Source organism: Sphingomonas oleivorans (assembly GCF_003050615.1).
In the GTDB taxonomy this organism is placed as follows: domain Bacteria; phylum Pseudomonadota; class Alphaproteobacteria; order Sphingomonadales; family Sphingomonadaceae; genus Sphingomonas_H; species Sphingomonas_H oleivorans.
Genome location: NZ_NWBU01000014.1, coordinates 1 through 25951, shown reverse-complemented (window position 1 = coordinate 25951; position 25951 = coordinate 1). Strand labels below are relative to the sequence as shown.

Genomic DNA, 25951 nt, shown 5'->3' with positions numbered 1-25951 from the left:
AGACCACCAGGATCGAATGGCTCGCCACTGCCGCGGTAATGTCCGCCGCCACGCCCGTGGCGCTCGGCGCGCTGGTGTCGGGCCCGACGACGGGCGCGGCCTTGATCTCGATGCTGTCCCAGCTCGCGGTGAAGGGGGTGCCTCCCGCCGATGTGCTGAACAGGCCGACCGCGAGTGCGCTTTGGAGCGTGTTGACCGTATAATCGCCCTTCAGCGCCTGGAGCGTTGCGCCGGAAAGCGTCACCGTGCTGCCCGTTCCGCTTGCCGTCGTCGCGCCATTATTGGTGGTGTAAGTCCATTTGGGCGTGACCACGCCTGTCTGGGCGTTCACCTCCAGGATCAGCGTGATCGTGTCGTTCACCTGCACCGAACTTCCGGTGATGGGCGTCGCGGCATAGCTATTGCTGGTTGCGGTGCCGCCATTTTCGGTCGTCACCTTGATCTGGCCCGATCCGCCATTGGCCTCGGCCGTGATGGCCAGATAATTGTTCTGCTCGCCGGTGCCGATGAAGATGCCCTGGCTCTGGCTGTTCTTGGTTGCGATCGTATCGAACGGATTGTCGAGCACGGCAGTGATCGTGAAATTCTGCGTGCCCGATGCGTCGACGCCGAACTGGAAGCCGTTCTTCGCGCTGTTGGCGCCGCCCAAGGCGGTTCCCGCAGGCACATTGTCCACGGTCACGACGCCAGCGGCGCCGCCGGGCGTGATGTCATCGATGTTGAATTTGGCGGTATAGGGCGTGGTGCCCTCGGTCATCACGCCGGTAAAGCCGATGCCGAACAGGCTGCCCGACGGCCCCGGCACGTCGGGATCGGCAGGGCTGAAGCTCCACAGCAATGTTTCGCCATTGTGGAGCACGGTGCTGGTGCCATTGTTGGCATCGAGCGCGAAGCGGTCGATGCTGTTGTTCAGCCCGTCCTTGTCGTCGTCGGTGCTGGGCGGTTGGCTCGACGTGCCGGGCTTCAGGATGGCGATCGAATCCCCGGCGAACTGGGCAATCCAGATCGTGCCCGCGAAGGGCTTGCCATCGCCTACGGTGGTGACGTCGAGCGGCGTGCCCGCGATCGAGCGCGTGCTGACCGCCTGGACGGAGTTGCCCGCCGAATTGAGCTGCACCCAGTAGAGATTGCCGCCGAAGCCGACCGTAAGCAGATCGCCCTTCATCTCTCCATTGAAGTTGGAGGCGGTATATTCGGCAATGCCGTTGGTCGATTGGCCGTTCGACCAGAGTGCCGGATTCTGCCCGTTCGGCTTGTTGGTGATGCCCTGGCGCGGATCGGTGGTGTAGACGACCTCGTTGAAATCCACCGGCAACTTGCTCGTTGGCAGCAACTGCCCGTTGGCTGTGCCGTCGGCGGAACTGTCGTTGCTGTCGGAAAGCCCCGCCTTGGCGCCGTTCGCGCGGATCGGATTGGCGTGGCCGCCATAATAGCCTTGGCCGGTGACCAGGTGGAGGTTGTCGGCGGTGGTCTTGCCGGTGTCGCTGGGCTGGCCGGATGAATTCTGCGCCTGCTGGTTGGTCACGCCATTGGGCCCGATCACCGGCACGCCGCCCCAGCCCTTATTGGCGCCATTGTCCATGACGTAGAGCTTGCCGCTCTGCGCCAGCACCAGGTCATAGGCATTGCGATAGCCCGGCGAATAGATCTGGACCGGGCTGTCAGCGGTCAGCTTCGCCATGTTGAGGCCGTCATTACCGCCGAACACCGTTTCGCTGCTGTCTGCGCGCGTAGGATCGTTCAGCGTCGGCAGATCATAGATATAGGGGTTGTTCTTGCCCGATGAACTGTCGTTCTTCACCGCCATTTTGTTGATGGCGTTGAGATCGACCTTCACCACCGCGGCCGCATAGGCATATTCGGAAAGATAGCCGAAATTATTGGATGGCGCCCCCATATTGGTGTTGCCGCCGATCGCGACATAGAGGCTGTTGGTGGTCGCATCATATTGCAGGCCGTTGCCGCCATGATTTTCTTCCGAACGCGGCAGGCCGCGGACGATGTCGATTTTCTCCCATTGCCCCGACGCATTCTGTTCGAGCCGGTGGATCGAGGTGGAATTGGTGTCGAGCCCGGTATCATGCGCCTTGCCGTAGCGGGGGTCGCTCGACGTGGCATAGATTACCGGATGGTCGGCCGTTCCGGCGACGACGATGCCGGTCAACTGGCGCGAGGTGATCGCCGTATTGAGGCTGCCGTCATCGTCATGGTTGGGCGTGGTCTTGACTGCGGTGATGAGCTCCGTTGCGGTGACGGAATAGCCCGAACTATCCTCCTTAACGGTGAATATCTTGATCGATCCGTCCTGTTGCGCAACATAAAGCCGCCCATCAGGCCCGAATTGCAATGATGTGGGATTATCGATCTTTGCCCCGCTGAGTTGAAACTGCGCGAAGTCGGTAGTAAGATTTACCGCCATTTTTACAATCCTCCCACAGGCGCGATTCAGTTTCACTGATCTTTTTATAAGTTCTTATACTTATAAACGTCTTCAGTTGTGACTTGAATCATATCGAAGGCGGTTCAAATGGAGATAAACATAGGTTGTAATTGCAACGAATTCATTCCTTACGTGCAATATACGACGTCGTAACGGGTGCGCTCATACGTAATGAAGCGGATTTACATCGACCGGTGAAACGCATGCGCCCCCCGCCGGGGGCGGGAGGCGCGTCGATGCAGCCGGAGGGGAGGGGATCAGCCGAGCGCCGGGTCGGTGATGCCGTGCGCGCCCGTTTCCATACGCCCGGCATAGCGATGCTCGATGCCGTCGCCCGCCATTGCGAGATCGTACCAGCCCTGGCTGTCCTTGGCGGACCAGCGGTGCCGTGCGCGCCCGCCGGCCGGGATCGCCAGCATCGTCGCGCTGGCGGGGCCATAATGATCGCTGCGGATCGTCAGCATGGCGGGTGTCGCGCCGGGATTGGTGGCGGTGATGAGGATCGTCCGTCGCGGCACGTCGTAGCGCAGCTCGATCGCGGGCACGGCAGCAGCTTGCGCCAGCGAGCCCTTGAAGGCCCGGACGAAGCCATTGGGGCCGATGATCCACAGGTCATGCGCGCCATCCCCGCTCATTTCCCAACGATCGGTCAGCGCCTTGCCCGCCTCGACCGTATAGCGGCGGGGAATCCCGTCCAGGTTCAGCCTGTCATAGACCTGGAATATGGCGCCCGCGCCGCCGGCATTGACGAAGTGGAGCTCCACCATGCGCTGCTTCGCGTCGATCCGCGCATCGACATGCAGGATATAGGGCAGCGCGCGGGACGGGCGGATGCCCTTTTCCTGCACCAGCGGCTCGGGATTGGCCGGCGGCTGGATCTTCGGCCGCTGGAGATGATCCAGCACCACGCCCGATGCGCCGCGGACATCGGGCAGATCGGGGAAGCTCGGATCGCCTTCGGCCGAAAAGTCGAAGGCGGAGCTGAGATCGCCGCACACCGCGCGATGCCAGGGGCTGATGCCCGGAATGGTCACGCCGAAGCGCTTCTCGATGAAGCGGCCGACGGAGGTATGGTCGAACAGCTCCGAATTGACCCAGCCGCCCTTGCTCCAGGGCGAGACGACATACATCGGCACGCGCGGCCCCAGCCCCCAGGGGCGGACGGGGCCGCTGATATCGTCGCGTGGATCGAGATATTTGCCCTCCGCGTCGTGGAAATAATGGCCCTTGAGGTCGAGCGTCGCAGCACCCGCAAGCCGGCCCTGCCGGTCGTAGGAAGGCGGCGCCGGCGGCGGGGCATGATCGAACAGCCCGTCATTCTCGTCGAACGTCTGGAAAAAGACGGTGCCGCTCCACACGTCGGGATTGCTCGTGAGCGCGTCGAGCACCTTCGCCGTGAACTCTGCGCCCTGGAGCGGAGTGGAGGCGCCGGGATGTTCCGACCATTCCTTGGGCGGCAGCACCCAGGAGACCGCCGGCAGCGTGCCTTGCTGCACGTCGCGCGCGAGTTGGTCGAGCGACCAGTCGCTCATGCCGCGTTCGTACAGGCCCGATCCGGGCCGTGCGGTGCGGAAGCTTTCGAAGGCGAGGCCGCCATGCATGGCGCCCGTCCAATTGTCGTTCGGATCCTGATAGATGCGCCAGTCGATCCCCGCCGCCTCGAGCACATCGGGAATGGTCGGCCAGCGGAAGGACGAGCCCGCATAGACATAGCCCGGGGAAGGCAGCGCGCCCTTCACCCAGCAGCGAAGATTGTTCGGCTCCGAATCCGCATCGGTGCAATTCTCGCCCCGCGCGCGCAGTTCCGGATTGAAGTTGGAGCCGGACCAGAAGACGATCCGGTTCGGATCGGTGCCGGTCGTGACCGAGCAATGATAGGCGTCGCAAATGGTGAAGGCTTCGGCCAGCGCGAACTGGAAGGGAATGTTCTCGCGCCGATAATAGCCCATCGAATAGGGCGTCTTGAACTTGGGCCAGAGGCCGAAACGGCCCTGGTTCCACGCCGCCTGCGCGTCGGAAAAATTGTGCGGCGTGCCGGGTACCTTCAGCGCGTCGGTGGTCGCGGTGTCGAGATGGAAGGGCGGGATCTCGCGCTCGCCGTCGGATTGCTGCCATACCGTCCGGCCGCCCGCCATCGGGATCGGATGCCGGTCGCCGAAGCCGCGCACGCCGCGCATCGTGCCGAAATAATGGTCGAACGAACGGTTTTCCTGCATCAGGATCACGATGTGGCGCACATCCTTGATCGTGCCCGTCACGCGCGCGGCGGGCACGGCGAGCGCGCGCGCGATGCTCGCGGGGAATGCGGACAGGGCCGCGCCGGCCATGGCGGTACGCAGGAAATCGCGTCGGTTTGAGACGGTCATCGAACGCCTTTCGGATCGAGGGACGGAAGAAAAGGGAGGCTTATAAGGCCGCCCGCCGCAGCCGGGCGGAGAGGCGGTCGAGCAACAGCACGACGAGGAAGATCGTCACCAGGATGGTGCCGACATGACCATAATCATACATGTCGTATCGGCCCTTCAGCTCCTGCCCGATGCCGCCTGCGCCGACGAGGCCGATGATCGTGGCCATGCGCATGTTCCGGTCGAGAATGTAGAGCGTGTAGGCGATATATTGCGGGATCACCTGCGGCAGGATCGCGTGGCGCAGCAGCTTCAGCTGCGTGGCGCCGATCGCGATCAGCGCCTCCTGCGGGCGCGGATCGGCATTCTCCATATCCTCGGCGTAGAATTTGCCGAGGAAGCCCGCCGCGTGCAGCGCCAGCGCGAGCACGCCCGCGATCGGCCCGAAGCCATAAGCGAGGACGAGGAACAGCGCGCTGATCATCTCGGGGATCGAGCGCAGCAGGCTCACGACGGCGCCCGCCACCGCACGCAGCGGGCGCCAGGGCATGAAGTTGCGCGCGCCGAGCAGGGCAAGCGGAAAGCCCATCAGCACCGCCAGGATCGTGCCCCACAGCGCGATCTCCAGCGTCTCGATCATCCTCGCGAAGACATGGCGCAGATAGCCGAAGCGCTCGACCAGATATTCGCTGCGCTCGACATGCGTCTCCATCTGCAGCGTTTCGGGATTGAGCGTCTGGACCTGCGTTTCGACCGTCTCGACATAGGAAAAGAGAGGCAGTTTCGCGGGATCGAAATTCTCGATCCGCGACACTTCGGTCCGCTCGGAAATCTGCGGCGGCCAGAGCTTCGAGGCGAGGCCGCCTATTCCCTTCGCCACTTCCGAATCCGGGGCGGCGCCGACGGTGGACAGCGCGGCTGCGCCCGTCATCGCCACCATCCGGTCCATCTCGATCCGCTGGCCGGTGAAGCAGAGCAGCAGGAAGGCCGCGATCGCCACCGCGACCGTCTTCAGCCCATAGGGCCGGGGGAAATGCCATGTGGCGGCGGGCGAGGGGGATGCGTTCATCCCGCCGCCGCCATGCGTTCGGGAATGGCCACCGGGCCGGGCTCGCCTATCTCGCCATAGATATTGGCGATGGCGGCGCGGTCGAGCGCCTCTGGCGGGCCGTCGAAGATGATCCGGCCGGCACTGAGCGCGACGATGCGGTCGGCAAAGGCGCGGGCGAGATCGATCTGGTGCAGGCTGCATAGCACCGTGCTGCCGCGCGACCGCGCCTCGCGGGCGATCAGCGTCAATATGTCGCGGCTGGTGCGCGGATCGAGGCTGGCGACCGGCTCGTCGGCAAGGATGATCGCGGGATCGAGCATGAAGGCGCGCGCTATGCCCACGCGCTGCTGCTGTCCGCCCGAAAGCGCGTCGGCGCGGCGACGCAGATGCGTCTCCTCCAGCCCGACATCGGCGATGAGCGCACATGCGCGGGCGCGCAGCTCCGCCGGGAACAGCCCCGTCAGCGCGCGCAGCATCGAAACTGCCGGCAGCGCGCCCGCGATCACATTGGCGGCGACGCTCGCGCGCGGCACCAGGTTGAATTGCTGATGGATCATCCCGATCCGGCGGCGCAGCCGGGGGAGCGTGCGCGGGCCGATCCGCTCACCCTCCACCTCGATATAGCCCGCGCTCGGGATGGCGAGGCCGTTCACCATCCTGAGCAACGTCGATTTGCCCGCGCCCGAAGGGCCGAGGATGACGCAGAACTGGCCGCGCGGCACCGTCAGGCTGAGGCCGTCCAGCGCGACGGCGCCGTCGGGATAGCGCTTATGGATCGCGTCGAAGCGGATCGCGGTTTCGCCCCTCGCGCTCATCGGCTCGCCGACTTCCGGAGAATGCGGCTCTTCAGCGCGTCGTCGACCAGCGCCATCTTCGCCGCCGCGACATTGAAGCGCGCCGGCGGGAAATGCGTGTCATATCCGTCGACCCGGCCGCCGCCATAGCCGCGGATCATGTCGGGCGTCACGCCGGGTGCATGCGCGATGCCGGCGAAGGCGCGGCGCAGCTTCGCTTTCAGCGGGGCGGGCAGGCGGCTGTTCACCGCCAGCGGCGGATAGGGGATGGCGATGCTCTTCGCGATCACGCGATAATGGCGCGGATCGACCATATCCTGCCGCACCGCTTTCTCATAGGATTCGAAGGAAAGGGCGGCGGCATCGACGCGGCCTTGGGCGAGTGCGGCGAGGCTGTTCACATGGCTGCCGGTCAGCCGCACTTCGGCAAGGTCGCGGACGGGATCGAGCTTCGCCTCGACGATCATCGCCATGGGAAAGACGAAGGAGGAGGCCGAATTGATATCGCCGAACGCGACCCTCTTGCCCTTCAGCTTGCCGATGCGGTCGATCCCGCTGCCCGCCCGGGCGAACAGGCCGGCATGATAGATTGACTGGCCCTTCTCGACCGCGACGGCGAGCAGCTCCGCGCAGCCGCGCTTATGCGCCTGGACATAGGTGACGGGGCCCAGAAAGGCGATATCGGCGGTGCCGCCGCACATCGCCTCGACCACCGCGCCATAGCTTTGCGCTACCTTCAGGTCGAAGCTCAGGCCGGTGCCGCGCGAAATGGCGTTGAAGATAGGCTGATAATCGGCGCGCGTTCCGCTTTCGGTGCCGCCATCGGCGGGGATGAGTATGACACGCAGCGGCCGTGCGGGTGCGGCCGACATTGCGGTTGCGCACAAGATCGATAGGATGATCGCGAAGAGCAGGCGCATGGTCCACCTCGGTTCGGCGGCCGATGCCCCTCGGCCGCATCGGCCGACCCGCTTAGGCGCTGCATGTGACAGGGGAATGGCTGCTCACTCCGCGATGACAGGAGAATTGCGCTTCGTTCAGTGGAGCCGGGGCGGATGCGGCATGCCGATCCGCCCCGATGCCCGGTTCAGAATTTGGTGATGTAGGTCAGATAGACGCTGCGCGGCTTGCCTTCGAACGGATAGCCGTAGAAGTAGCCGGGGCCGTTCTGCGCGATCTTGCCGGTGATGAAGTCTTCGCTGAAGCGCTGGTTGCCGAAGGCGTAGCGCTCCGCATATGTCTTGTCGAAGACGTTGACGATGCGCAGCTGGAAGCGGTGCTGCCGCTCATCGCCGGCCCAATAGCCCAGCGATGCGTTCATGATGAAATATTCGCCGAAATTCTTGCGCAGCACGCCGCCGACGCCGCCTGTCGCATATTCGGGGCCCTGATAGCGCGGCATCAGTGTGACGTGGAAGCGATCGGTCGGCGAATGCCAGCCGAGGCTACCCTGAATCATATATTCGGGCGTCTCGTTGATCTGCAGCTTGGATCCGTCGAGCCGGGCCTGCTGCTTGGTATAGCTGATATTGCCCGTCCACTGCTTGCCGATGCTGACGTCCAGATCGGCCGTCAGCCCGCGTATCTCGGTCACCCGGTCATTGTTGAAGAAAGTGTTGGGGGTGAGGCCGGAGGTCGTCTGGATGCGGTTGGTGATGTCGGTGCGGAAGCCGCCGACCTCGCCGTTCACCTGCACATTGCCGAAGCTTTTGCTGAAGCCGACCGCGGCATTGTAGGTCTCGGTCTCCTCCGTCTTCAGGTTCGGATTGCCGACCAGCGTGGCGCTCTGCGCCTGAAGCTCGTTGTTCCGGGGCGTGCTATAGGATGTGCCGCCATTGGCGCGGATGTAGAAGGCGCCGATCGGCTGGCGCAGGCCGAACTTCCAGATCGTCTTGGAGTCGAAGCTCTTGGCGAAATCGGTGCGGACCGCCAGCGAGATATTGGTGTTCGGGCTGAACGGAAGCGTCGGCCGTACGTCCAGATAGACGCCGGTGATGGTCGTCGCGTCATTGCCGACGGGGAAGACCGGATCGGAGTCGTTCTTGTAGGAGACGACCTGCACGCCGCCGACCAGCTCCACCATATTGGGGAAGGTGATGGTGTTGCGGAAATTGCCACCGATCTCGCGGAAGCCGCCCGTCTTCGAATCCGGGCCGAAGCCCTGATTGGGGAAGGCGATGTTGCGGCCGGTATATTTGCCCCAGGCGATCGGCTTGCCGGTCGAGGGGCTGATGCAGCCCGTCTTGATCATGCAGACTTCGGGGAAGGTCTCGGTGTTGGAAAGCTGCGGGTTGCTCCAATATCCCGCAAGCTCGGTCGTCACCCTGTCCGACCAGCGGCGCACCAGCGTCGCATCGACGATCGGATATTGCAGCCGGTTGGGCGAATAGGTGTTGGTGTCGGGGAAAGGATCCTGGAATTCGATCTGGGTGAACTGACCGTTCAGCCGGAACTCGGTCTCGTCGTCGACCTTCCAGAGATATTTGATGCCGATATTGTTGCGGTTGAGCGGGAATTCCTGCACGCCGGCCGCCGGCCGCGACATTGTCCACGAAATCCTCGGGCCGGAAGATGCGCGGTCCGTCCGTCTGGTGGCTGGTGCCATAGACCATCACGCTGTGGCGACCTTCCGGATCGAGCGGGAAGGTGGCGTTGCCCCAGATTTCGCGCGTGTTGAACGAACCGAAATTGGCGCCGAACTCGAACTTCTTGTTCCCGTCCGGCTTCTTGGTAACGACGCTCACCACGCCGATGCCGCCATTGGATCCGAAGAACAGGCTGTTGCCGCCGCGGAACACCTCGATCCGGTCGATCATGTGCGGATCGATCGTGGTGGCGCCCCAGATATCTTCGAGCGCGGGGCCGCGATCGAAGAGCGGCACGCCGTCGAGCACGACCAGCGTGTCGCGGTCGCCGCCGCCGTCGAGGCGGATCGTATATTCGCCCTCGTCGGGCGAGTAACCGATATTGGCGCCCTTCACGAGGAACTGGATCGCTTCGGCGAAATTGGTGGCGCCGCTGGTTTCGATCTGATCCGAACCGACGATCTGCACGGCATTGCCATATTCGATGGCGCTGGCGGCGATCGTGCTCGTCTCCTTCAGCGCGCGGCCCGTGACGACGATCGCGTTTTCCTGATCGGCGGCATCCGCGGCGGTGGCATTGGGCGCAGCCGCCGACGCCATCGTCGATATGCTGCAGCTCGTCATCAACAGGCCGAACAGCATGGCCTGGCAGGTGATAGGTTTCATCGTCACGAGACTCCCCCTCATCGGATGGCATTGCGGAGGAACCGCGTTTGCGGCGGCGACGGAGTTGGCCTGGGCCGCCCGACTCGCCGGATGCATCGCGTTCCTCGCTCCCGGCGGTCCCTAGCCTCGTCACATGACAGGTGAGTGAAACTCACTCACACAAAATAGAAATAATAATGAGGAATGTGCAGGAGAGGTTGGTCTGGTCCGTGGCGATTTTCGGTGGGATTGCGTCCTAGGCGCTGCTCCGCCAAGCCTCTTGCGGGCTGCCGGCATGAGATTATTTCAAATGCGCCTGGCGGATTTCGGCCTGCAAACGGCCGAGGGCGCGGAAACAGAAGGAATCACGATACGGTGCCGCAGCTCAAATCCCGACATCGTTCCGCCCCGGCGGATCATACGCCTGTCGACAATGCGCTGACGCGGATCCGCATCGCCCGGCCGGCAATGGCCAAGGGCGCGGGGCGCATCGCCGATTTCGTGCTGGAGCAGCCCGAACAGGTCGTCCGCATGTCGGTCACCGAGCTGTCCGAGGCGACCGGCGCCAGCGAGGGGAGCGTCATCAATTTCTGCCGCAGCCTCGGCCTCTCCGGTTTCCAGCAGATGAAGCTCAGCCTCGCGCGCGAGATCGTCCAGCCCGTCCATTTCATCCATGAGGATCTGGAGCGCGAGGATGATATGGAAACGGTGTGCCGGAAGGTGTTCCATTCCGGCATTCAGGCGCTGCGCGACACTTTGTCGGTGCTCGACGCCCATTCGCTGACCCAGGCCACCGAGGCGCTGCGCGCCGCCCGACGGATCGAGATATATGGCATCGGTTCTTCCGCCCCGATCGCGGAGGATGCGCATTATCGCATGCTGCGCATCGGGCTCGACGCCCGGGTCGTGATCGACAGCCATATTCAGGCGATCAGCGCGTCGCGGACCGGCCCCGACGTGGCGGTGCTGACGATCTCGCACAGCGGCTCCACCCATGAGACGGTGACCGCGACCAGGCTCGCCCGCGAGGCGGGGGCGAGGACGATCGTGATCACCAACTATGCCCGCTCGCCGATCCAGGCCCATGCGGACATATTGCTGTACACCATGGCGCGCGAGACGCGCTTCCGCACCGAGGCCATGGCCAGCCGCATCGCCCAGCTCTGTGTGATCGACGCTTTGATCGCGGCGCTCGCGCTTGCCGATTATGACCGGGCGACCGATACGCTCCGCAAGACATTCGACATTCTTTCGATCAAGCGCTTCTGACCGGGCGCGCAGGTGCCGGTCGGTGGCGCCGGTCAGTCGAGCAGGTCGCCCAGCCCGATGCCGGATCGGGGGCCGACCAGCACGGCATCCATGCCCAGCGCGGCCGCGCCCGCAATATCGGTGTCGGGATTGTCGCCGATCATCACCGAACGGCGCGGATCGACGGCGAGCGCGTCGAACGCGCGGCAGAACAGCGTCGCGGCGGGCTTGCCGATCCTGTCCGTCGCGATCTCGGCCGGCCGGACGGCAGCCTCCAGCGCGGCCAGCAGCGCGCCCGTTTCCGGAACGATCCGGCCATGCGGGCCGGGATGGTTGAGGTCGTCATTGGCCAGGATCAGCCGTGCGCCGTTGCGCAGCGCATTCGTCGCGCGCTCCAGCTTGGCATAAGTGAAACGCGTGTCGCGCAGCAGGACGACGAGATCCGTCTCGCCCCGGCTGAGCGTCAGCCCCAGCGACAATGCTTCCGCGCGGAGCCGCTGGCTGGCGAGCAGCATCGCGCGCCCGCCGAGCGTCGCCGCATGGCGGATCGCCTCCATGCCCGCCAGGATGATGCGCTCGGGCGGGATGGGGACCCCGGCGCGCGCCATGATCCGGGCGAAATCCTCGGGCAGATGGGTGCTGTTGTTGGAAACGATGGCGATCCGCTCGCGATGGCGCGCGAGAAATGCCAGCGCTTTCGCCTGCGGCCGGTTGGCCAGCGCGATGCACCCGTCCCAGTCGATCAATATTCCGTCCGCCTGGGCGATCATCCTTCGTCCCAGGTCGGCGGATGGCTCCTGCGCAGGACCCACCACCGCAAGCTTCACCAATGATCTCCGCGCTATGACAATGGCGCGCACATATGCTCATAACTGTGACACTTTAAAGTGAGCATAATTCAGTCATGATCTGAACGACCCTGCCGGCGCCGGCCTCTGGTGTCGCCGCCATTCAGCTCTCGCCGCGCCTCATTCCGCGTCGTCGATCGCGCGGCGACGGCGGATGAAGCGCCATGCCAGCAGGGCCGTCCCGCCGGTCAGGGCCCAGGGCAGGATGGCAGCAAGCAGCAGGATCAGGAAGCTGAGGCTCTGGCTGAACAGCGAGGTCATCGTTCCCAGCGACCTGCGGAGCGGCTCCAGGAACCCGCTGCCCAACGGTCCGTCGGACGCATAGCTCAGCTCGAATGTCGACATTGCGAGCCGGCCCCGTGCCTCGGCCAGCCAGGATCGTGCCGCGTCGATCTCCTCCTGAACATCGGCGACGGCCCGCTCCGCGGCAACCAGATCGGCGACCGGCCCGCTGCGTGTCTTCAATAGCCCGATCAGCCGATCCGCAAGCGCCTGCTTCGCCCGTAACCGCGCCTCGGTATCGACGATCTGCTTGGAGAGGTCTTCCGCCTGGATGCTGCTATCGGTCTGCCTGCCACCGGCCTGCACGGTCGCGGCGGACAGCGCCCTGCCGAATGAACGCGCAAGGCCTGCGCGCACCATCAGCGTGAGCGAGCCTGAGGCGCTTTCGCTGATGGCGCGCTCCATGTTCAGCACGCGGCACCGTTCCGGGCCAAGCTGGTCGCACAAGGCGATATGGCGATCCTGTGCCGGGGCGATCGCTGCCGCGGGCAGGCGGAACGCATATTGATAGGTGTAGGCGATCTGCGGGATGCTGACCTTGATCGGCGTTGCGGCAGATGCGTCCGGGGCTGCCTCGGACAGCAAATCCTTCTTTACGGATAAGGGTTGCGGCCCTTCTGTGCCCACATCGCTGCCGCCTTCCGGCGCCCTGCTGCAACCCGCGACCACCAACATCGCGGTGATCGCCGCCATCCCCTTCCGCCCCATGTCGCCCCCTGCGCTGTCTCTGGGGGGAGAATAGCAATGATGGCGCGCGGGGCAATTCGGTGGGCATGTCCGCGATCCAGGCGGCCCTGTCCGTGCTGCTCGGCAAGGTGCAATCCCTTCCCGATCAGATCGGTGTCGTGACGCCGCCTCATGGGCAGCGTCTTTCGGGGCATCGGCGTCGGCTCTCATCGTCAATCCGACGCCCCATGAATCATATCAAAGCTGCCTTGGGCCTCCTCCCAAACACACTCCTATATAAAAACTGGCTTACCGCGGCCGCTCAGCCGGGCCGGTTATCAGGGCAATGGTGTCGAGGATTTCCGTGGACTATCCTCGTTGTCGGCGAGGATGTGGCTGCGGCAAGACATAACTAACCATCAGACAACAAAAGAGAATTGCCTAGAGAAATTGGCAGCCTGTCACGTGGTGATAAGTCATTAGTGTCAGCATAGAATATAAGTATATTTTGAATTAACGGCTTGTCCGAGGGCGCCGATTTGGTTATTGGAAGCCCATTCTCAATGAAATGCGAGAAGGTGGTCGGGATGCAAACAGCCTCTCGAAAACAGGACATATTTCCGATGCATCCGATCGGGGCGACCTCCTGGCCTTGGATGCGCAGCCAAGCTGCCGATGGTCTGCTTTGATGGCCGGAGTGCGTTGAGCATGGCGTGCGTGGCTGCTGCATCACTTGCTGAATGTTGTTGGTGGCGGCGGCAGGCGTTGCAACTCTGCCTTCACCGGATCTCGCAAGCTCGTGGGTCTCAAAATAAGTGAAAGAATCAATATATCATAAATAGACTATAATAAAATTGTCGCATTTCGTAATGGGCTGATTAGAAAACTATAGAGATCGGCACCTCTGTTCAGAGCGTTCCTGTGGACGAAAAGTCGTTCTCAGGAGGAACACACGCAATGATGGGGGATATAATGCGCAGCTTTCGAAATAACTGTGCCTATATGGCACTTGCCATGGCCTGTTCGGCAAGTGCCGTTTATGCGCAGGAGACGACATCGTCGATTCGTGGCGTCGTTACTGCCGCAGGCGCGCCGATAGCGGGCGCCACTGTCGCAGTGACGCACATGCCTTCGGGCACCACATCGACAGCGGTGACTGGCGCCGACGGCGCCTTCACTACGTCTGGACTGCGACCGGGCGGCCCCTTCATGGTCCGGGTTGTCGCTGACGGACAGCCGCCGGTCGAGATTACGGGCATTCAGTTGACCGCGGGCCAGCCGCTCCGCTTGCCCGTCGACATCAGCCCAGACGACACGGAAATCGTCGTCTCCGGCAAGCGAGGCGCCAAGGCGGTCGAGCTTTCCACGGGACCGCTCTCTGTCTTCGGCCGCAACGACATCGAAGGTGTCGCCTCGATCGCCCGCGACGTACGCGATATCGCGCGTCGTGACCCCTTTGTAACGTTGGATCCCACCAGCCGCGCCATTTCGATTGCCGGCCAGAATGGGCGTCTCAATAAATTTTCCGTCGATGGTTTGCGCTTTTCAGACAATGTCGGCCTGAACCAGGGAGGATTGCCGACGCAGCGCGGGCCGGTGCCTCTCGATGCGATCGAGCAGCTTTCCGTCAAGGTCGCGCCCTATGACATAGCCGAGGGCGACTTCCAGGGCGGCGCGGTGAACGTCGTGCTTCGTTCGGGCGGAAACAAGTTCACGGGATCCGCCTTCGGGACCTATACCGACGATAAGCTGACCGGGGACAATACTCGTGGTCGGAAGGTCAATCTCGATTTCGATAGCAAAAATTACGGAGCCTTCCTTTCAGGGCCCATTTTCAAGGACAAGCTGTTCTTCGCCTTGTCCTACGAGTGGCTGAAGGAGAGCCAGCCTGCTCCTTCGGGCCTCGCGGGTGCTCCCAATGTCGTGCCGAACCTCACGCAGTCGCAGATCGATCAGATTTCCTCAATTGCCAACTCGCGATATAATTATGATACTCTCGGCGTCTTCGATGCTTTGTCGGAGAAAGACGAGAAATATACCGCAAAGATCGACTGGAATGCGAGCGACAATCATCGTGCCTCTTTCACTTATATTCATAACGAAAACAGCATAAGCAATATCTCAAACGGATCTACGTCACCGACGTCTCCCGCGCTTGCTCTGACATCGGCTAATTTCGCGCTTGTCGAAAAGGTCGACTCCGGCGTGGTGCAGCTGAACTCCGACTGGTCGGATAGTCTGCATAGCGAGATCCGTGGCTTCTACCGATCGAAGGATCGTCGTTCGCCAATCTATGGCGAGCCCGGTTTCGGACAGTTTCAGGTCTGTCTCGATCCCTCCTCCTCGGCGCAGCAGAACGGAGCGGCGAACCTGAACCCGGTCGCCTGTTCCCAAGGGTCTGCGAGCGCACCCGGCGCCGCACGCCTCTATTTTGGCACCGATGCATTCCGTCAACAGACTCACGTCAAGACGAAGAATTATGGCGCCGACGCAACCTTGCGATGGGAATATGGCGATCACTCGCTCAAGCTGAACGCGGCTTGGAATCACATGGATGTTTTCAACGCGTTCGTGCCCAACGCACTCGGCACCTTCTATTTTGACTCGGTGCAGGACTTCCAGTCCGGCAGGGCCAGCCTGCTGACCCTGGCGGGCTCAACGACAGGCAATCTCGAGGACATATTCGGTAAATTCGCCTATGATCAGTATAATATCGGGCTTCAGGACAGCTGGGACATAACGCCGTCCCTTAACGTCACCTACGGCGTACGCGCAGACCTTTATGGCATGAGCGACATGCCGGCGCTCAACAGGAATTTTGTTGCCCGCTACAACTTCCCGAATATCACGACCTATAAAGGCAGGACGATCCTCCAGCCCAGGCTTGGCATTACCTGGCAGGCGACCGACCGCCTGACGTTGCGCGGCGGCGGCGGCCTGTTCGCCGGGGGCACGCCCGATCTGCTGCTCAGTAACAGCTTCACCGTGCCAGGCGTCTACAATAATTCCATCACGATCCAGCGGACCGCCGGCGGTGGCTGCAATGTCGATGCGGCCCTCTGCTCGGCGGCGCTCGACAATGTCAACGGGCGCAGCTTCAACCCGCTGGTGCTCGACTATCTGCGCACCAATACGGGCGCGATCGCCAATGCCAATGTCAACGCCTTGGCGACAAGCTACAAGCCGGCCTCGACGTGGAAGGCCAGCTTCTCCGCGGATTATGATGCCGATCTTGGTCCGCTGGGAGAGGGTTGGCACTTCGGTGGCGACATTTATTATGGCTGGGTCAATAATGCGCCGAATTATACTGATCTGCGTGTCGTAAGGATCGGAGCGACGCCGGATGGTCGGCCGCGTTACTCGACCGCGAGCGGCCCGAATAGTGACTTCCTGTTGTTCAACAGCCACGAAGGCCATTCGCTCGTGGCTGTCGCACGCTTCGACAAGCGGTGGGATTTCGGTCTCACGCTTGGCGGCAGCTATACCTTCCAGGACATTACCGACGTCAATCCCGTCAACGGCACGACTTCGGCCAGCTCTTATGGTGGGCAGGCGATGGTTGATCCCAATGTCGGCGCCTATGGCACCTCCATCTACCAGATCCGTCATTCGTGGAAGTTCAACCTAGACTATGACCAGGCTTTCTTCGGCGACTATAAGACCCGCTTCAGTCTCTTCGGTGAGCTGCGTTCCGGTACGCCCTATAGCCTGACGATGAACGATCCGTCCTTCGTCAATGGCCGCTCATCGGTGTTCGGTGTCACGGGCAATTCGGATCGCTACCTGCTCTACGTGCCCAACATGGCGAGCATGACGGCCGACCCGCTGGTCACCTATGACAGTGCAGCGACGTTCACGGCCCTTCAGGGCTTCGTGACCGGAAACGGGTTGAGGCAGGGCGCGATCGTCGGGAAGAACAGCAAGCGCTCTCCGAACTTCTTCAAGGTCGACCTGCATGTCGATCAGGAGCTGCCGGTGCCGTTGCTCAGCGGGGCCCGTTTCAAGCTGTTCGCCGATGTCGAGAATGTGCTTAACCTCATCGACAAGGACTGGGGCTCGCTGCGGCAGATGAACTCCCTCGCCAGCGTGGTGAACGTCGCTTGCGTGGCATCGGGAAATAATCCGTGCGCGCAATATCGTTACTCCAGCTTCCGAAATCCGGAGGTCACCAATCAGGCGCGCTATTCGCTCTGGGGTGTGCGCGTCGGCGCGCGTTTCGAATTCTGATCACGAAACTGGTGCCCGGTTTTTGCCGGGCACCTCCAATCTCCAAGCGACGGGAATTCATGAAAATGTGGCCATTCGATCCGATGCGGCGAAAGATATTCGCCGCGGCCCTATTGATCTTCGGATCAGCATTGCCCGCTGCTGCCGGTGCAGCGACGAAAACGCTTGAGCCAATTGAGGTGCGCGTCGTCGTCGTGACGGCCTTCGAAATTGGTGAGGACACGGGCGACAAGGCGGGTGAATTCCAGGCATGGGCGGAGGAGATGCCGCAGATCTTGCCTTTCCCCACCGGCTTCCGCGATCTTCGCTATGATCCGGCGCGCAAGGTGCTGGCGCTGTCGACGGGCATAGGCACAAGCCGTGCGGCCATGTCCACCCTGGCGCTGGGACTTGATCCGCGCTTCGACCTCAGCCACGCCTATTGGGTCGTTGCAGCGATTGCCGGCGTCAATCCAAATGAGGCCTCGATAGGTTCGGCGGCTTGGATCGGCGATGTCATCGACACGGATTTCATCTATTATATCGACAGCCGGGAAATCCCGTCTGGCTGGAAAACCGGTATCGTCCCTCGGGACCGCAACGAGCCCTTCCAGCAGCCTCTGCCCGACACGAGCTATAATCTTTTCCCGCTCAATCACAGCCTGCGGGATTGGGCGTTTGAACTGACGAAGGACAGCAAGCTTCCCGACAACAGCGCTTTGCAAGAGATCCGCACACGCTACGCCGACTATCCTAAAGCCGTTGAGCCCCCGAAAGTCATCACGGGCGATCAGGCGAGCGGGCAGGGCTTTACGCATGGAAAGATCATCAACGAACATATGGAGCGTTGGGTCAGCTACTGGACCGGCGGGAACGGCCGTTTCGTGATGAAGGCCGAGGAGGACACGGGAGTCATCGGCGCCATCCAGCGCCTTGAAAAAATTGGTCGCGCCGACACGAGCAGGGTGCTCGTACTAAGAACTGGCAGCAATTATCATATGCAGCCGCCCAGCATGGACGCCGCAACCAGTCTTTTCGGCGAGAATATCGGGTCGCCCGGTCTCAAAGCGTCGCTTCTCGCCGCTCATGTCGTCGGTGGCCGGGTCGTCAACGAGCTCGCAGGCAACTGGAGCCGTTATCGGGATCGGGTGCCGTCGCTCGAACGCGCAAAGTAATAGCTATTTGGCATCGAGCCTGCCTTGCTCCTGTCAGATCTGACCAAGAGCAAGGCAGTCCCTTTCCAAGATCTATGCTCTCGTGAGCTCCATGTGGTTGCGCTCGATCGAGCAACAGTCGGCGGAAATAAGGACAGGCTCAACCGGATATCTGCATTGGCGTGATATTGGTTCAGTAAGTATTTTATGCAGAGACGTCTTGCATCGCCATCATGCTGTGTTAGCGTCTCGTCAATTGGCGGGGTCCAGAGCGGTAAAAGGGTGCCCTCGTGGCAGTTCTGATCATGCCTCTCGGATTGGCTGAATTCTGATGGCCGATTGGATCTGTCGTCTGCGTTGCGGGGGCGATTGACCGAAGAGGCGTTTCGGGGGAGCGTGATAATGACAGTTCAAAATCGGTACAGGCGGAATATTGTGGCACCGGCCTTGCCGGACTGCTCCAACTCCTCCTCTCTTTTCTCCTTTCTTGTTTCCTTTGCCGCTTGCCCGCCGAGCGCAACTCTGTCGATCGTCCGTGGCGTGAGGGGGTACTGAAATGCCCGGCGATCCTGCACTCTCCAACGCTGATCTCGTCCCCACCACCGCCGCGCAGCGCAACTGGCGCTGGTATCATTATGCCGCTTTGTGGATCGGCATGGTCGTCTCGGTGCCGAGCTATATGGTCGCGAGCGGCCTGATCGAGCAGGGCATGTCCGCGATCCAGGCGGTGCTGACCGTGCTGCTCGGCAATCTGATCGTGCTCGTGCCGATGCTGCTCATCGGCCATGCCGGCGCGCGCTATGGCATACCCTATGCCGTGCTCGCCCGCGCCTCCTTCGGCACCGCCGGCGCGCGGATCCCGGCGCTCGCCCGTGCGCTGGTCGCCTGCGGCTGGTATGGCATCCAGACCTGGATCGGTGGTTCCACCATCCTCACCCTGCTCGGCGCGGCAGCGGGGCGCGATCTTGCGGGCGTGCCGCTGCCGCTGTTCGGCATCGGGCCGGGCCAGCTTGCGGCCTTTCTCGCCTTCTGGCTGATCCAGCTCGTCTTCGTCGCCAAGGGGCTGCCCGCCATCCGTCGGCTGGAGACATGGACCGCGCCGGCGAAGATTCTGGTCTGTCTCGCGCTCGTCTGGTGGGCGCTCGATCGGGCGGGCGGCATCGGGCCGATCTTCCATGCGCCCTCCGCCTTCGTCGCGGGCGGTGCGCAGGAGGGGCGCTTCTGGCAGGTCTTCTGGCCGGCGCTGACCGCCATGGCCGCCTTCTGGGGCACGCTCGCGCTCAACATCCCCGATTTCACCCGTTTCGCCCATTCGCAGCGCGACCAAATGGTCGGCCAGGCGATCGGCCTGCCCGTGCCGATGGGGCTGCTCGCGCTGGTCGGCGTCGTCACCACCTCGGCGACCGTCGTGATCTATGGCAAGGCGATCTGGGATCCGGTCGCGGTCGCCGGCAACATGGCCTCGATCGGCATGCTGATCGGCCTGCTGATCATCACCATCGATACCGTCTCGTGCAACATCGCCGCCAATCTCGTCGGCGCGGCCTATGACTTTTCGCTGCTGTGGCCGGCGCGCATATCCTATCGTCGCGGCGGCCTGATCACCGCCTGCATCGGCGTCGCGATCATGCCGTGGAAGCTGCTCGCCTCCACCAACGGCTATATTTTCACCTGGCTGGTGGGCTATGGCGCGCTGCTCGGACCCATCACCGGCATATTGATCGCGGATTATTGGCTCGTGCGCCGGACCCGGCTGGTCGTGGAGGAACTCTACATCCAGGGCGGCCGCTACAGCTATCGCAATGGCTGGAACGGCGCCGCGCTCGCAGCCTTCCTGCTCGGCCTCGCGCCGAACCTGCCCGGCTTCCTCCACACTGCGGCGCCCGCGACCTTCGCCGGTATTTCGTCTTTCTGGACGGAAATCTATGCCTATGCCTGGTTCGTCGGGGTGTTCGTCGCAGCGGGTTCCTACCGGCTGCTCATGACTGCTTCTCCAGAGCCGATCAGCAGAGAACAGCGCGCCTGACGCGGCCCACGCTGCTTGACGCTTGCGTCCGCCGCTGCTCTTGATTGCGTTCCTCGGCTCCGAAGGAACCTCTGCGCATGCTCAATATCCTGTCCTGTTCCGTTGCTCTTGCCGTGCTCGCCGCGCCTGCCGTGGCTCAAGCCCAGGCCTCGGTAGCGGAACGGCAGGTGGGATCCGCCACGCTTCAGGGCGTGCCGCCGATCCCGGCCGAGGTTTCGGTGGCCGTGCAGCGCTATCAGAACAGCCGCGCGGCGCTGTTCGAGGACTGGCTGCCCGATGGCGCGATGCTGATCGCCACCCGCTTCGGCGCCACTCAGCAGCTTCACCGTGTCGCCGCGCCCGGCGCCGCCCGCACCCAGATCACATTCCATGACGAGCCGGTCGCGGGCGCGCTGACCATCCCGGGCACCGACCATTTCGTGCTGACCCGGGACACGGGTGGCGACGAATGGTTCCAGCTTTATGTCAAGGGCCTGACCGGTCCCGCCGTCCAGCTCACCGAGCCGGGCACGCGCAACGGATCGCCCGTCTTCAGCAAGGATGGCAGCCTGCTCATCTGGTCCCGCGCCACAAGGGGCTCGGGCCGCTATGCGCTGCTCGCGCTCGATCCGGCCGCTCCCGGCGCGCCGCGCGTCGTGCATGAAGCGGATGGCGCCATCTCGCCCAGCGACATTTCGGCCGACAGGACGAGCCTGATCTTCCTGCGCCGCATCTCCAATCGCGAGAGCCGGATCTTCCGCCTCGATCTGGCATCGGGCGCCGTCACCCGCATCGCGCCCGATGCCGGGCCGGCGCATTATGAGGCGGTGCGCTTCGCGCCCGGCGGGCGCAGCATCATCGCCATCTCCGATCATGACAGCGACACCCGCCGGCTGGTGGAGATCGACATCGCCACGGGCCGCGAGACGGTGCTCACCCCCGGGCTCAAATGGGATGTGGAGGCCTATGATCTGAGCGATGACGGCCGCAGCCTCGCTTATTCGGTGAATGAGGATGGCTATTCGCGCGTCGTCGTGCAGGATCGGCTGACCCGGCGCGCCCTGCCGCAGCCGGCCTTGCCCAAGGGGGTGCTCTCCGCGCTCAAATTCTCGCCCGACGGCACGAAGCTGGCGCTCGGCCTGTCCACCGCCACCTCGGCTGGCGATGTGTGGAGCTGGGACATGGCCAGGGCCGAGCTCATGCGCTGGACCAGTTCGGAGCTTGGCGATCTCGATCCCGCCGCGCTGGTGGAGCCGGAGCTGATCCGCTTCAAATCCTTCGACGGTCTTTCCGTCCCCGCCTTCGTCTATCGCCCGCGCAAGGTTCCGGTGGGCATGAAGACGCCCGTCATCATGGACATTCATGGCGGCCCCGAATCCCAGACCCGGCCGGGCTGGAACTATGGCGCGCAATATTTCGCCGATCTTCTGGGGGCCACCGTGATCCTGCCCAATGTGCGTGGCAGCGACGGCTATGGAAAGCGCTACCTCAATCTCGACAATGGGCCGAAGCGCGAGGACAGCGTCAAGGATATCGGCGCGCTGCTCGACTGGATCGCAAGCCAGCCGGATCTCGATGCGAAGCGGGTGGCGGTCTATGGCCAATCCTATGGCGGCTATATGTCGCTTGCGGTGATGACCCATTATGCCGATCGGCTGGTGGGGGGCGTGGAACGCTATGGCATCAGCGATTTCGTCTCCTTCATGAACAATACGGAGGCCTATCGCCGCGACAATCGCCGTGCCGAATATGGCGATGAGCGCGATCCGGCGATGCGCGCCGTCTTTGCCCGCATCTCGCCCATGGCGAATGTGGCAAGGATCACCCGGCCGATGCTGGTGATGCAGGGCGCGAACGATCCGCGCGTGCCGAAATCCGAATCCGATCAGGTCGTCGCGCGGATCCGCCAGAATGGCGTCGATGCCTGGTATGTCGTCTTCGCCGACGAGGGCCATGGCTTCCTGAAGAAACCCAACAATGATCTCCGCCGCGAGGTGGAGACCATATTCCTCAAGCGCCTGTTCGAGATATCCGCACCGCGGGAATATCAGCCAAATCGCTGAGCTGCGGCGCGCGATCTCGGACCTGCGCTCACCGACGACATCGCCGGGGCACGACTTTACGGCCGGCTTTACGTGGCAATGGCGTCACCAAAAGCCGCCAAGCGGATCTGCACCTTTTGCCTGCCTCAAAAGGTTTTCGGGCCCTGCGGCGGTCTTACTGACTGCAGCACATGTTGCTGCGCGATATAGGCCGAACGTGCAAGCGCCATCTTGCGAGTGTTGATCGCCCGGCGGACCTTCAGCCCGAACGGAATTGTTTCCGCCGCAAACCGCTCGGTGCCGTTCCCGATCCGCGAGGCGACCTTGTAGCCGAGCTCGAGCACGGGCAAAGGATAGACACAATAGTTGGGAATGCCGTGGACCCAACTCCGGTCCAGCATGTTATCGAAGTTGCCCCTGATAACACGGAAATGCTCTAGATGCATTTTCGCCAAAGCCCGTGTGACGACATAGCATGTTCCATGGGTATAGCCCATGAACTGGACGAGGTAGCGCTCGCCAAAATTGCCTACCTCGCGGAAGTGCGACAGGCGCTTGACGATAAGATTTAGATATCCGATCCCATAGTCGCTGAGCCGTACATTTGCCAGCCGTTCCAGATAGGGCCATTCGACATAGACGTCGTCCTCGAGCACAATATATTGCTCATAGTCCGATGCGAGAAGTTCCTGCCAGAGTGTGAAGTGGCTCGTATAGTTGCCACGCTCGCCCGGCAGAAGCTCGCGGCCCTTGTGGATCAGCAATGTCTCGCGATCGTAGGTGAGATCGGGGCTCAACTGCGTGCAGGCGTCGAAGAAGGACCATGGAGCACTGGTCCCGGCGGCGCGAGACGCAAATTGCTGTCTCCGCTCGGCATCCCCGGCCATGCTGATGACCCTGATCGCGGTCAAGCGTTTGGACGAAGGAGGCGCTGATCCCGGCGGGTCGAACATCGTAGCGTTCTGTAGCGCCGCGTTCATTCTGATGTGCCCAGCAATTTTTACTCCCTCGCATGCCCGATGCGCCAATGGCGCATGGGACAGCCATCGCGTTTCGATTAGGATTTTATTCGGCCGCTATCCTCGCCGTCCCGTCATTCTTGTAATCATACTGAGTTGCCGACAAAAATTTGTTCTTGCTCAGCAACTGGTCAAAATAGGCGATCGTCTGAGCTAGCCCCTCACGGAGCGCGACCGTCGGCTCCCAGCCCAGCAGCGTGCGCGCCTTCGTGATGTCCGGGCAGCGCTGCTTCGGATCGTCGGCGGGTAGCGGCTTGAAGATGATGGGCGAGGTCGACCCGACAAGCTCCCGCACGATCTCGGCGAGTTCCTTCATCGTGAACTCTCCAGGATTGCCGATGTTGACCGGGGACGTGACGTTATCGGCCGCCATCAGGCGGACAAAGCCTTCGATCAGATCGTCGACATAGCAGAAGCTGCGCGTCTGCATTCCATTGCCATAGATTGTGATCGGTTCGCCGCGGAGTGCCTGGACGATGAAGTTTGATACCACGCGCCCATCATTCGGATGCATGCGCGGACCGTAAGTATTGAAGATTCGGGCGACGCGGATCGGCAGCTTCCACTGCCGATGATAATCGAAAAACAGCGTTTCGGCGCAGCGCTTGCCTTCATCATAGCACGCCCGCGGCCCGATGGGATTGACGCTGCCCCGATATTCTTCAGGCTGCGGGTGGACGTCGGGGTCGCCATATACCTCGGACGTCGACGCCTGGAACACCTTGATGCCGAGCCGCTTGGCGAGGCCCAGAATGTTGATGGCGCCGCTAACGCTCGTCTTGGTCGTCTGTACTGGGTCGTGCTGATAATGGATCGGCGAGGCCGGGCAGGCGAGATTGTAGATCTCGTCCACCTCCACATAGATTGGAAAGGTCACGTCGTGCCGGATCACCTCGAAATGGGGGTTCAGAAGCAGATGCGCGATATTGCGTCGCGCTCCAGTGAAGAAGTTGTCGACGCAAATGACTTCGTGACCGTCCGCCAGCAAACGCTCGCAAAGGTGCGAACCCAGAAATCCGGCCCCCCCGGTCACTAGGACGCGCTTGGCTGATTCGTATGCTCGGGCCATCGATTTTCCCCAGAGTGTTGGGAGACGACGCAGCTTTGTCTGCGCCGATGCTTCCGCATATTCGAATGTCACCTAACCCGTTCGCTAACAATGTAAAAAGGACTAAATGATCGTGTCATAAGACACCAGCGCATAGTTACCCACAGAATAGGTCTTGGCGACGCATCCATTCTACGCACTGAAAAATCCGAGCCATGTTCACTTACGGTGTCAATACATGGACTAGCCTGCAGGCAATCACCATTACTTCCTGGGGGGTATCAATGTCGTTATCCTGCATGCATGCCGGAAGGGCCATATATTTATAATATTACTGTCGCTTCGGGAGGCTATATCATGGCAATAAAGTTCGCTGAAATCTTCGGCGGCATAACGCAACCGGGCCAACGCATCTTTGATGTCGGAGCCGAAGGGAAGCCGCTGCTCGATAATCTCGATCTCTATGAGAAGGACGGCCTCGACGCCTATGACTGGACGGGCGCTGTCGACGACGGCGGCCTGACGCCGGAATTCCCCAAGGAAGCCGCGCAGGATGTCATGGTCTCAGCGATGGCGGTCCAAGCCGCAGGAAGCATCGCGCCGTCGGGCAGCGCGACATTGGCGCTCAACGCGGGCGGCTTGATCAACGCGAGCACCTACACCGCAGGCAAGGCCATCCAACTGACCAATACGGGCCAGAAGGACATCGCAAGCGTTACCTTTGACCTATCCACCAACCACCTCAAGAATGTGCTGTTCGATCCCGCCGGTACCGCCGGCGATACCGATGCGAAGAATCTCAAGGTCGACAGCAGCGGTAACACTGGCGCGATCCAACCCTCGAGCAGCGATTATTCGATCTTCGCGAATGCGCGGTCCGGCGGCTATGAGAAGATGACGGTGTCCTTCAATTCGGCAGTCGCGAGCGGGTTTAACCCCGGCGAGACCGTCAAGCTGTCGGTCGACATCGATCCGACAAGCATCAAGGGATCGGGGATCAACGGCGATGCGGGCTCGATCTCGGGCGCGGAGCTTGTTGGGTCGACCGTCACCATCACCTATACCGACGGCTCGACGCAGACGACGCAGATCTTTGGCGACGGTACGCAGGGCGGTGGCCAAGCGAGCTGGTCGGCAACCGAGGCAGCGGCCCCGATTCTGTCCGTCGCTGGACAGAGCTCCGGCAAGGTCGCCGTAGCGACCGATACGCAGACAGTCCTTGTCACCGGTGCGCCCAACGCCACCGTAAAGGTCCAGATGTTGACCGGAGGCATGGGCAACAAAGTGCAGCCTACCGACATATTCGATGCCAATAAGGCGATCGCCATCGAATTTCGCACCCTCCTGCTCGACTCCAGCGGTCATGGCAGCTTTCAGTTCAAGCTGCCGCCCCATAACCCGGTATATTTATCGGCAGCGATCGACCAGAATGGCGCGGCGGGAACCGGCCTCGTCAGCCACGGCCTGGTGGTCGCCGTCGGCGGCGGAGCCGCCGACACCAGCGCGCCGAGCGCCACGGGCGTGGCGGCGGACATTACCGCGGCAGTGGCGAGCCATTCGATCCTGGTGGTCT

At 62.3% G+C, this 25951-nt stretch carries 16 protein-coding genes and 1 pseudogene; 6 read left to right on the top strand and 11 right to left on the bottom strand.

Going from position 1 to position 25951, the window contains the following annotated elements; genetic code table 11:
• The 7 genes and pseudogenes from CLG96_RS14950 to CLG96_RS19235 all read right to left on the bottom strand — a co-directional run.
• On the bottom strand, positions 1–2419 hold a 2419-nt coding region (locus tag CLG96_RS14950; protein ID WP_207796716.1), incomplete at its 3' end, for a PQQ-dependent sugar dehydrogenase.
• A 278-nt stretch (positions 2420–2697) separates the two neighbouring features.
• Positions 2698–4806 (bottom strand): phosphocholine-specific phospholipase C, encoded by a 2109-nt coding sequence (locus CLG96_RS14945; protein ID WP_107969035.1) that lies wholly within the window; start codon positions 4804–4806, stop codon positions 2698–2700.
• A 40-nt stretch (positions 4807–4846) separates the two neighbouring features.
• Complete coding sequence (phnE, locus tag CLG96_RS14940) at positions 4847–5854, bottom strand: phosphonate ABC transporter, permease protein PhnE (RefSeq protein ID WP_107969033.1); 1008 nt, start codon at positions 5852–5854, stop codon at positions 4847–4849.
• Entirely contained in the window at positions 5851–6651 is an 801-nt protein-coding gene (locus CLG96_RS14935) for a phosphonate ABC transporter ATP-binding protein (protein WP_107969030.1), read from the bottom strand. The genes phnE and CLG96_RS14935 overlap by 4 nt, the downstream gene beginning before the upstream one ends.
• Positions 6648–7550: a phosphate/phosphite/phosphonate ABC transporter substrate-binding protein gene (locus tag CLG96_RS14930; RefSeq protein ID WP_107969028.1), complete on the bottom strand. Its 903-nt coding sequence runs from the start codon at positions 7548–7550 to the stop codon at positions 6648–6650. The genes CLG96_RS14935 and CLG96_RS14930 overlap by 4 nt, the downstream gene beginning before the upstream one ends.
• A gap of 167 nt (positions 7551–7717) precedes the next feature.
• Entirely contained in the window at positions 7718–9175 is a 1458-nt protein-coding gene (locus tag CLG96_RS14925) for a TonB-dependent receptor plug domain-containing protein (protein ID WP_243395813.1), read from the bottom strand.
• Between the two features lie 259 nt (positions 9176–9434).
• Positions 9435–9815, bottom strand: a pseudogene (locus CLG96_RS19235) (TonB-dependent receptor plug domain-containing protein); the annotation flags it as partial.
• Positions 9816–10235: 420 nt separating this feature from the next.
• Here CLG96_RS19235 and CLG96_RS14920 point away from each other — a divergent pair.
• A complete protein-coding gene (locus CLG96_RS14920) occupies positions 10236–11129 on the top strand; it encodes a MurR/RpiR family transcriptional regulator (RefSeq protein ID WP_243395812.1) in 894 nt (297 codons plus the stop codon).
• A gap of 32 nt (positions 11130–11161) precedes the next feature.
• Here CLG96_RS14920 and CLG96_RS14915 read toward each other — a convergent pair whose 3' ends face one another.
• Together CLG96_RS14915 and CLG96_RS14910 are read right to left on the bottom strand one after the other, a co-directional pair.
• Positions 11162–11935, bottom strand: coding sequence for an HAD-IIA family hydrolase (locus CLG96_RS14915; RefSeq protein WP_243395811.1), 774 nt, complete (start codon positions 11933–11935; stop codon positions 11162–11164).
• A gap of 141 nt (positions 11936–12076) precedes the next feature.
• On the bottom strand, positions 12077–12931 hold the full coding sequence (locus CLG96_RS14910) for a DUF4349 domain-containing protein (protein WP_165799668.1): 855 nt from the start codon (positions 12929–12931) through the stop codon (positions 12077–12079).
• Positions 12932–13876: 945 nt separating this feature from the next.
• On the opposite strand from CLG96_RS14910, the gene CLG96_RS14905 reads away from it, so the two are divergent.
• The 4 genes from CLG96_RS14905 (at position 13877) to CLG96_RS14890 (ending at position 22332) form a co-directional block, all read left to right on the top strand.
• Positions 13877–17131, top strand: coding sequence for a TonB-dependent receptor (locus CLG96_RS14905; RefSeq protein ID WP_243395810.1), 3255 nt, complete (start codon positions 13877–13879; stop codon positions 17129–17131).
• A gap of 65 nt (positions 17132–17196) precedes the next feature.
• Entirely contained in the window at positions 17197–18285 is a 1089-nt protein-coding gene (locus CLG96_RS14900) for a purine-nucleoside phosphorylase (protein WP_243395809.1), read from the top strand.
• Between the two features lie 535 nt (positions 18286–18820).
• Entirely contained in the window at positions 18821–20290 is a 1470-nt protein-coding gene (locus tag CLG96_RS14895; protein ID WP_107969018.1) for an NCS1 family nucleobase:cation symporter-1, read from the top strand.
• Between the two features lie 77 nt (positions 20291–20367).
• Positions 20368–22332 carry a S9 family peptidase gene (locus tag CLG96_RS14890; RefSeq protein WP_107969016.1) on the top strand — a complete coding sequence of 655 codons (1965 nt, stop codon included), beginning with the start codon at positions 20368–20370 and terminating at the stop codon, positions 22330–22332.
• 125 nt (positions 22333–22457) lie between these two features.
• Here CLG96_RS14890 and CLG96_RS14885 read toward each other — a convergent pair whose 3' ends face one another.
• Both CLG96_RS14885 and CLG96_RS14880 read right to left on the bottom strand, forming a co-directional pair.
• A complete protein-coding gene (locus CLG96_RS14885) occupies positions 22458–23264 on the bottom strand; it encodes a glycosyltransferase family 25 protein (RefSeq protein ID WP_165799667.1) in 807 nt (268 codons plus the stop codon).
• A 112-nt stretch (positions 23265–23376) separates the two neighbouring features.
• Entirely contained in the window at positions 23377–24399 is a 1023-nt protein-coding gene (locus CLG96_RS14880) for a UDP-glucuronic acid decarboxylase family protein (protein ID WP_107969012.1), read from the bottom strand.
• 282 nt (positions 24400–24681) lie between these two features.
• Between CLG96_RS14880 and CLG96_RS14875 the strand changes: the two genes are divergently transcribed.
• The coding region (locus tag CLG96_RS14875) for a malectin domain-containing carbohydrate-binding protein (protein WP_207796715.1) at positions 24682–25951 on the top strand (1270 nt) is incomplete at its 3' end.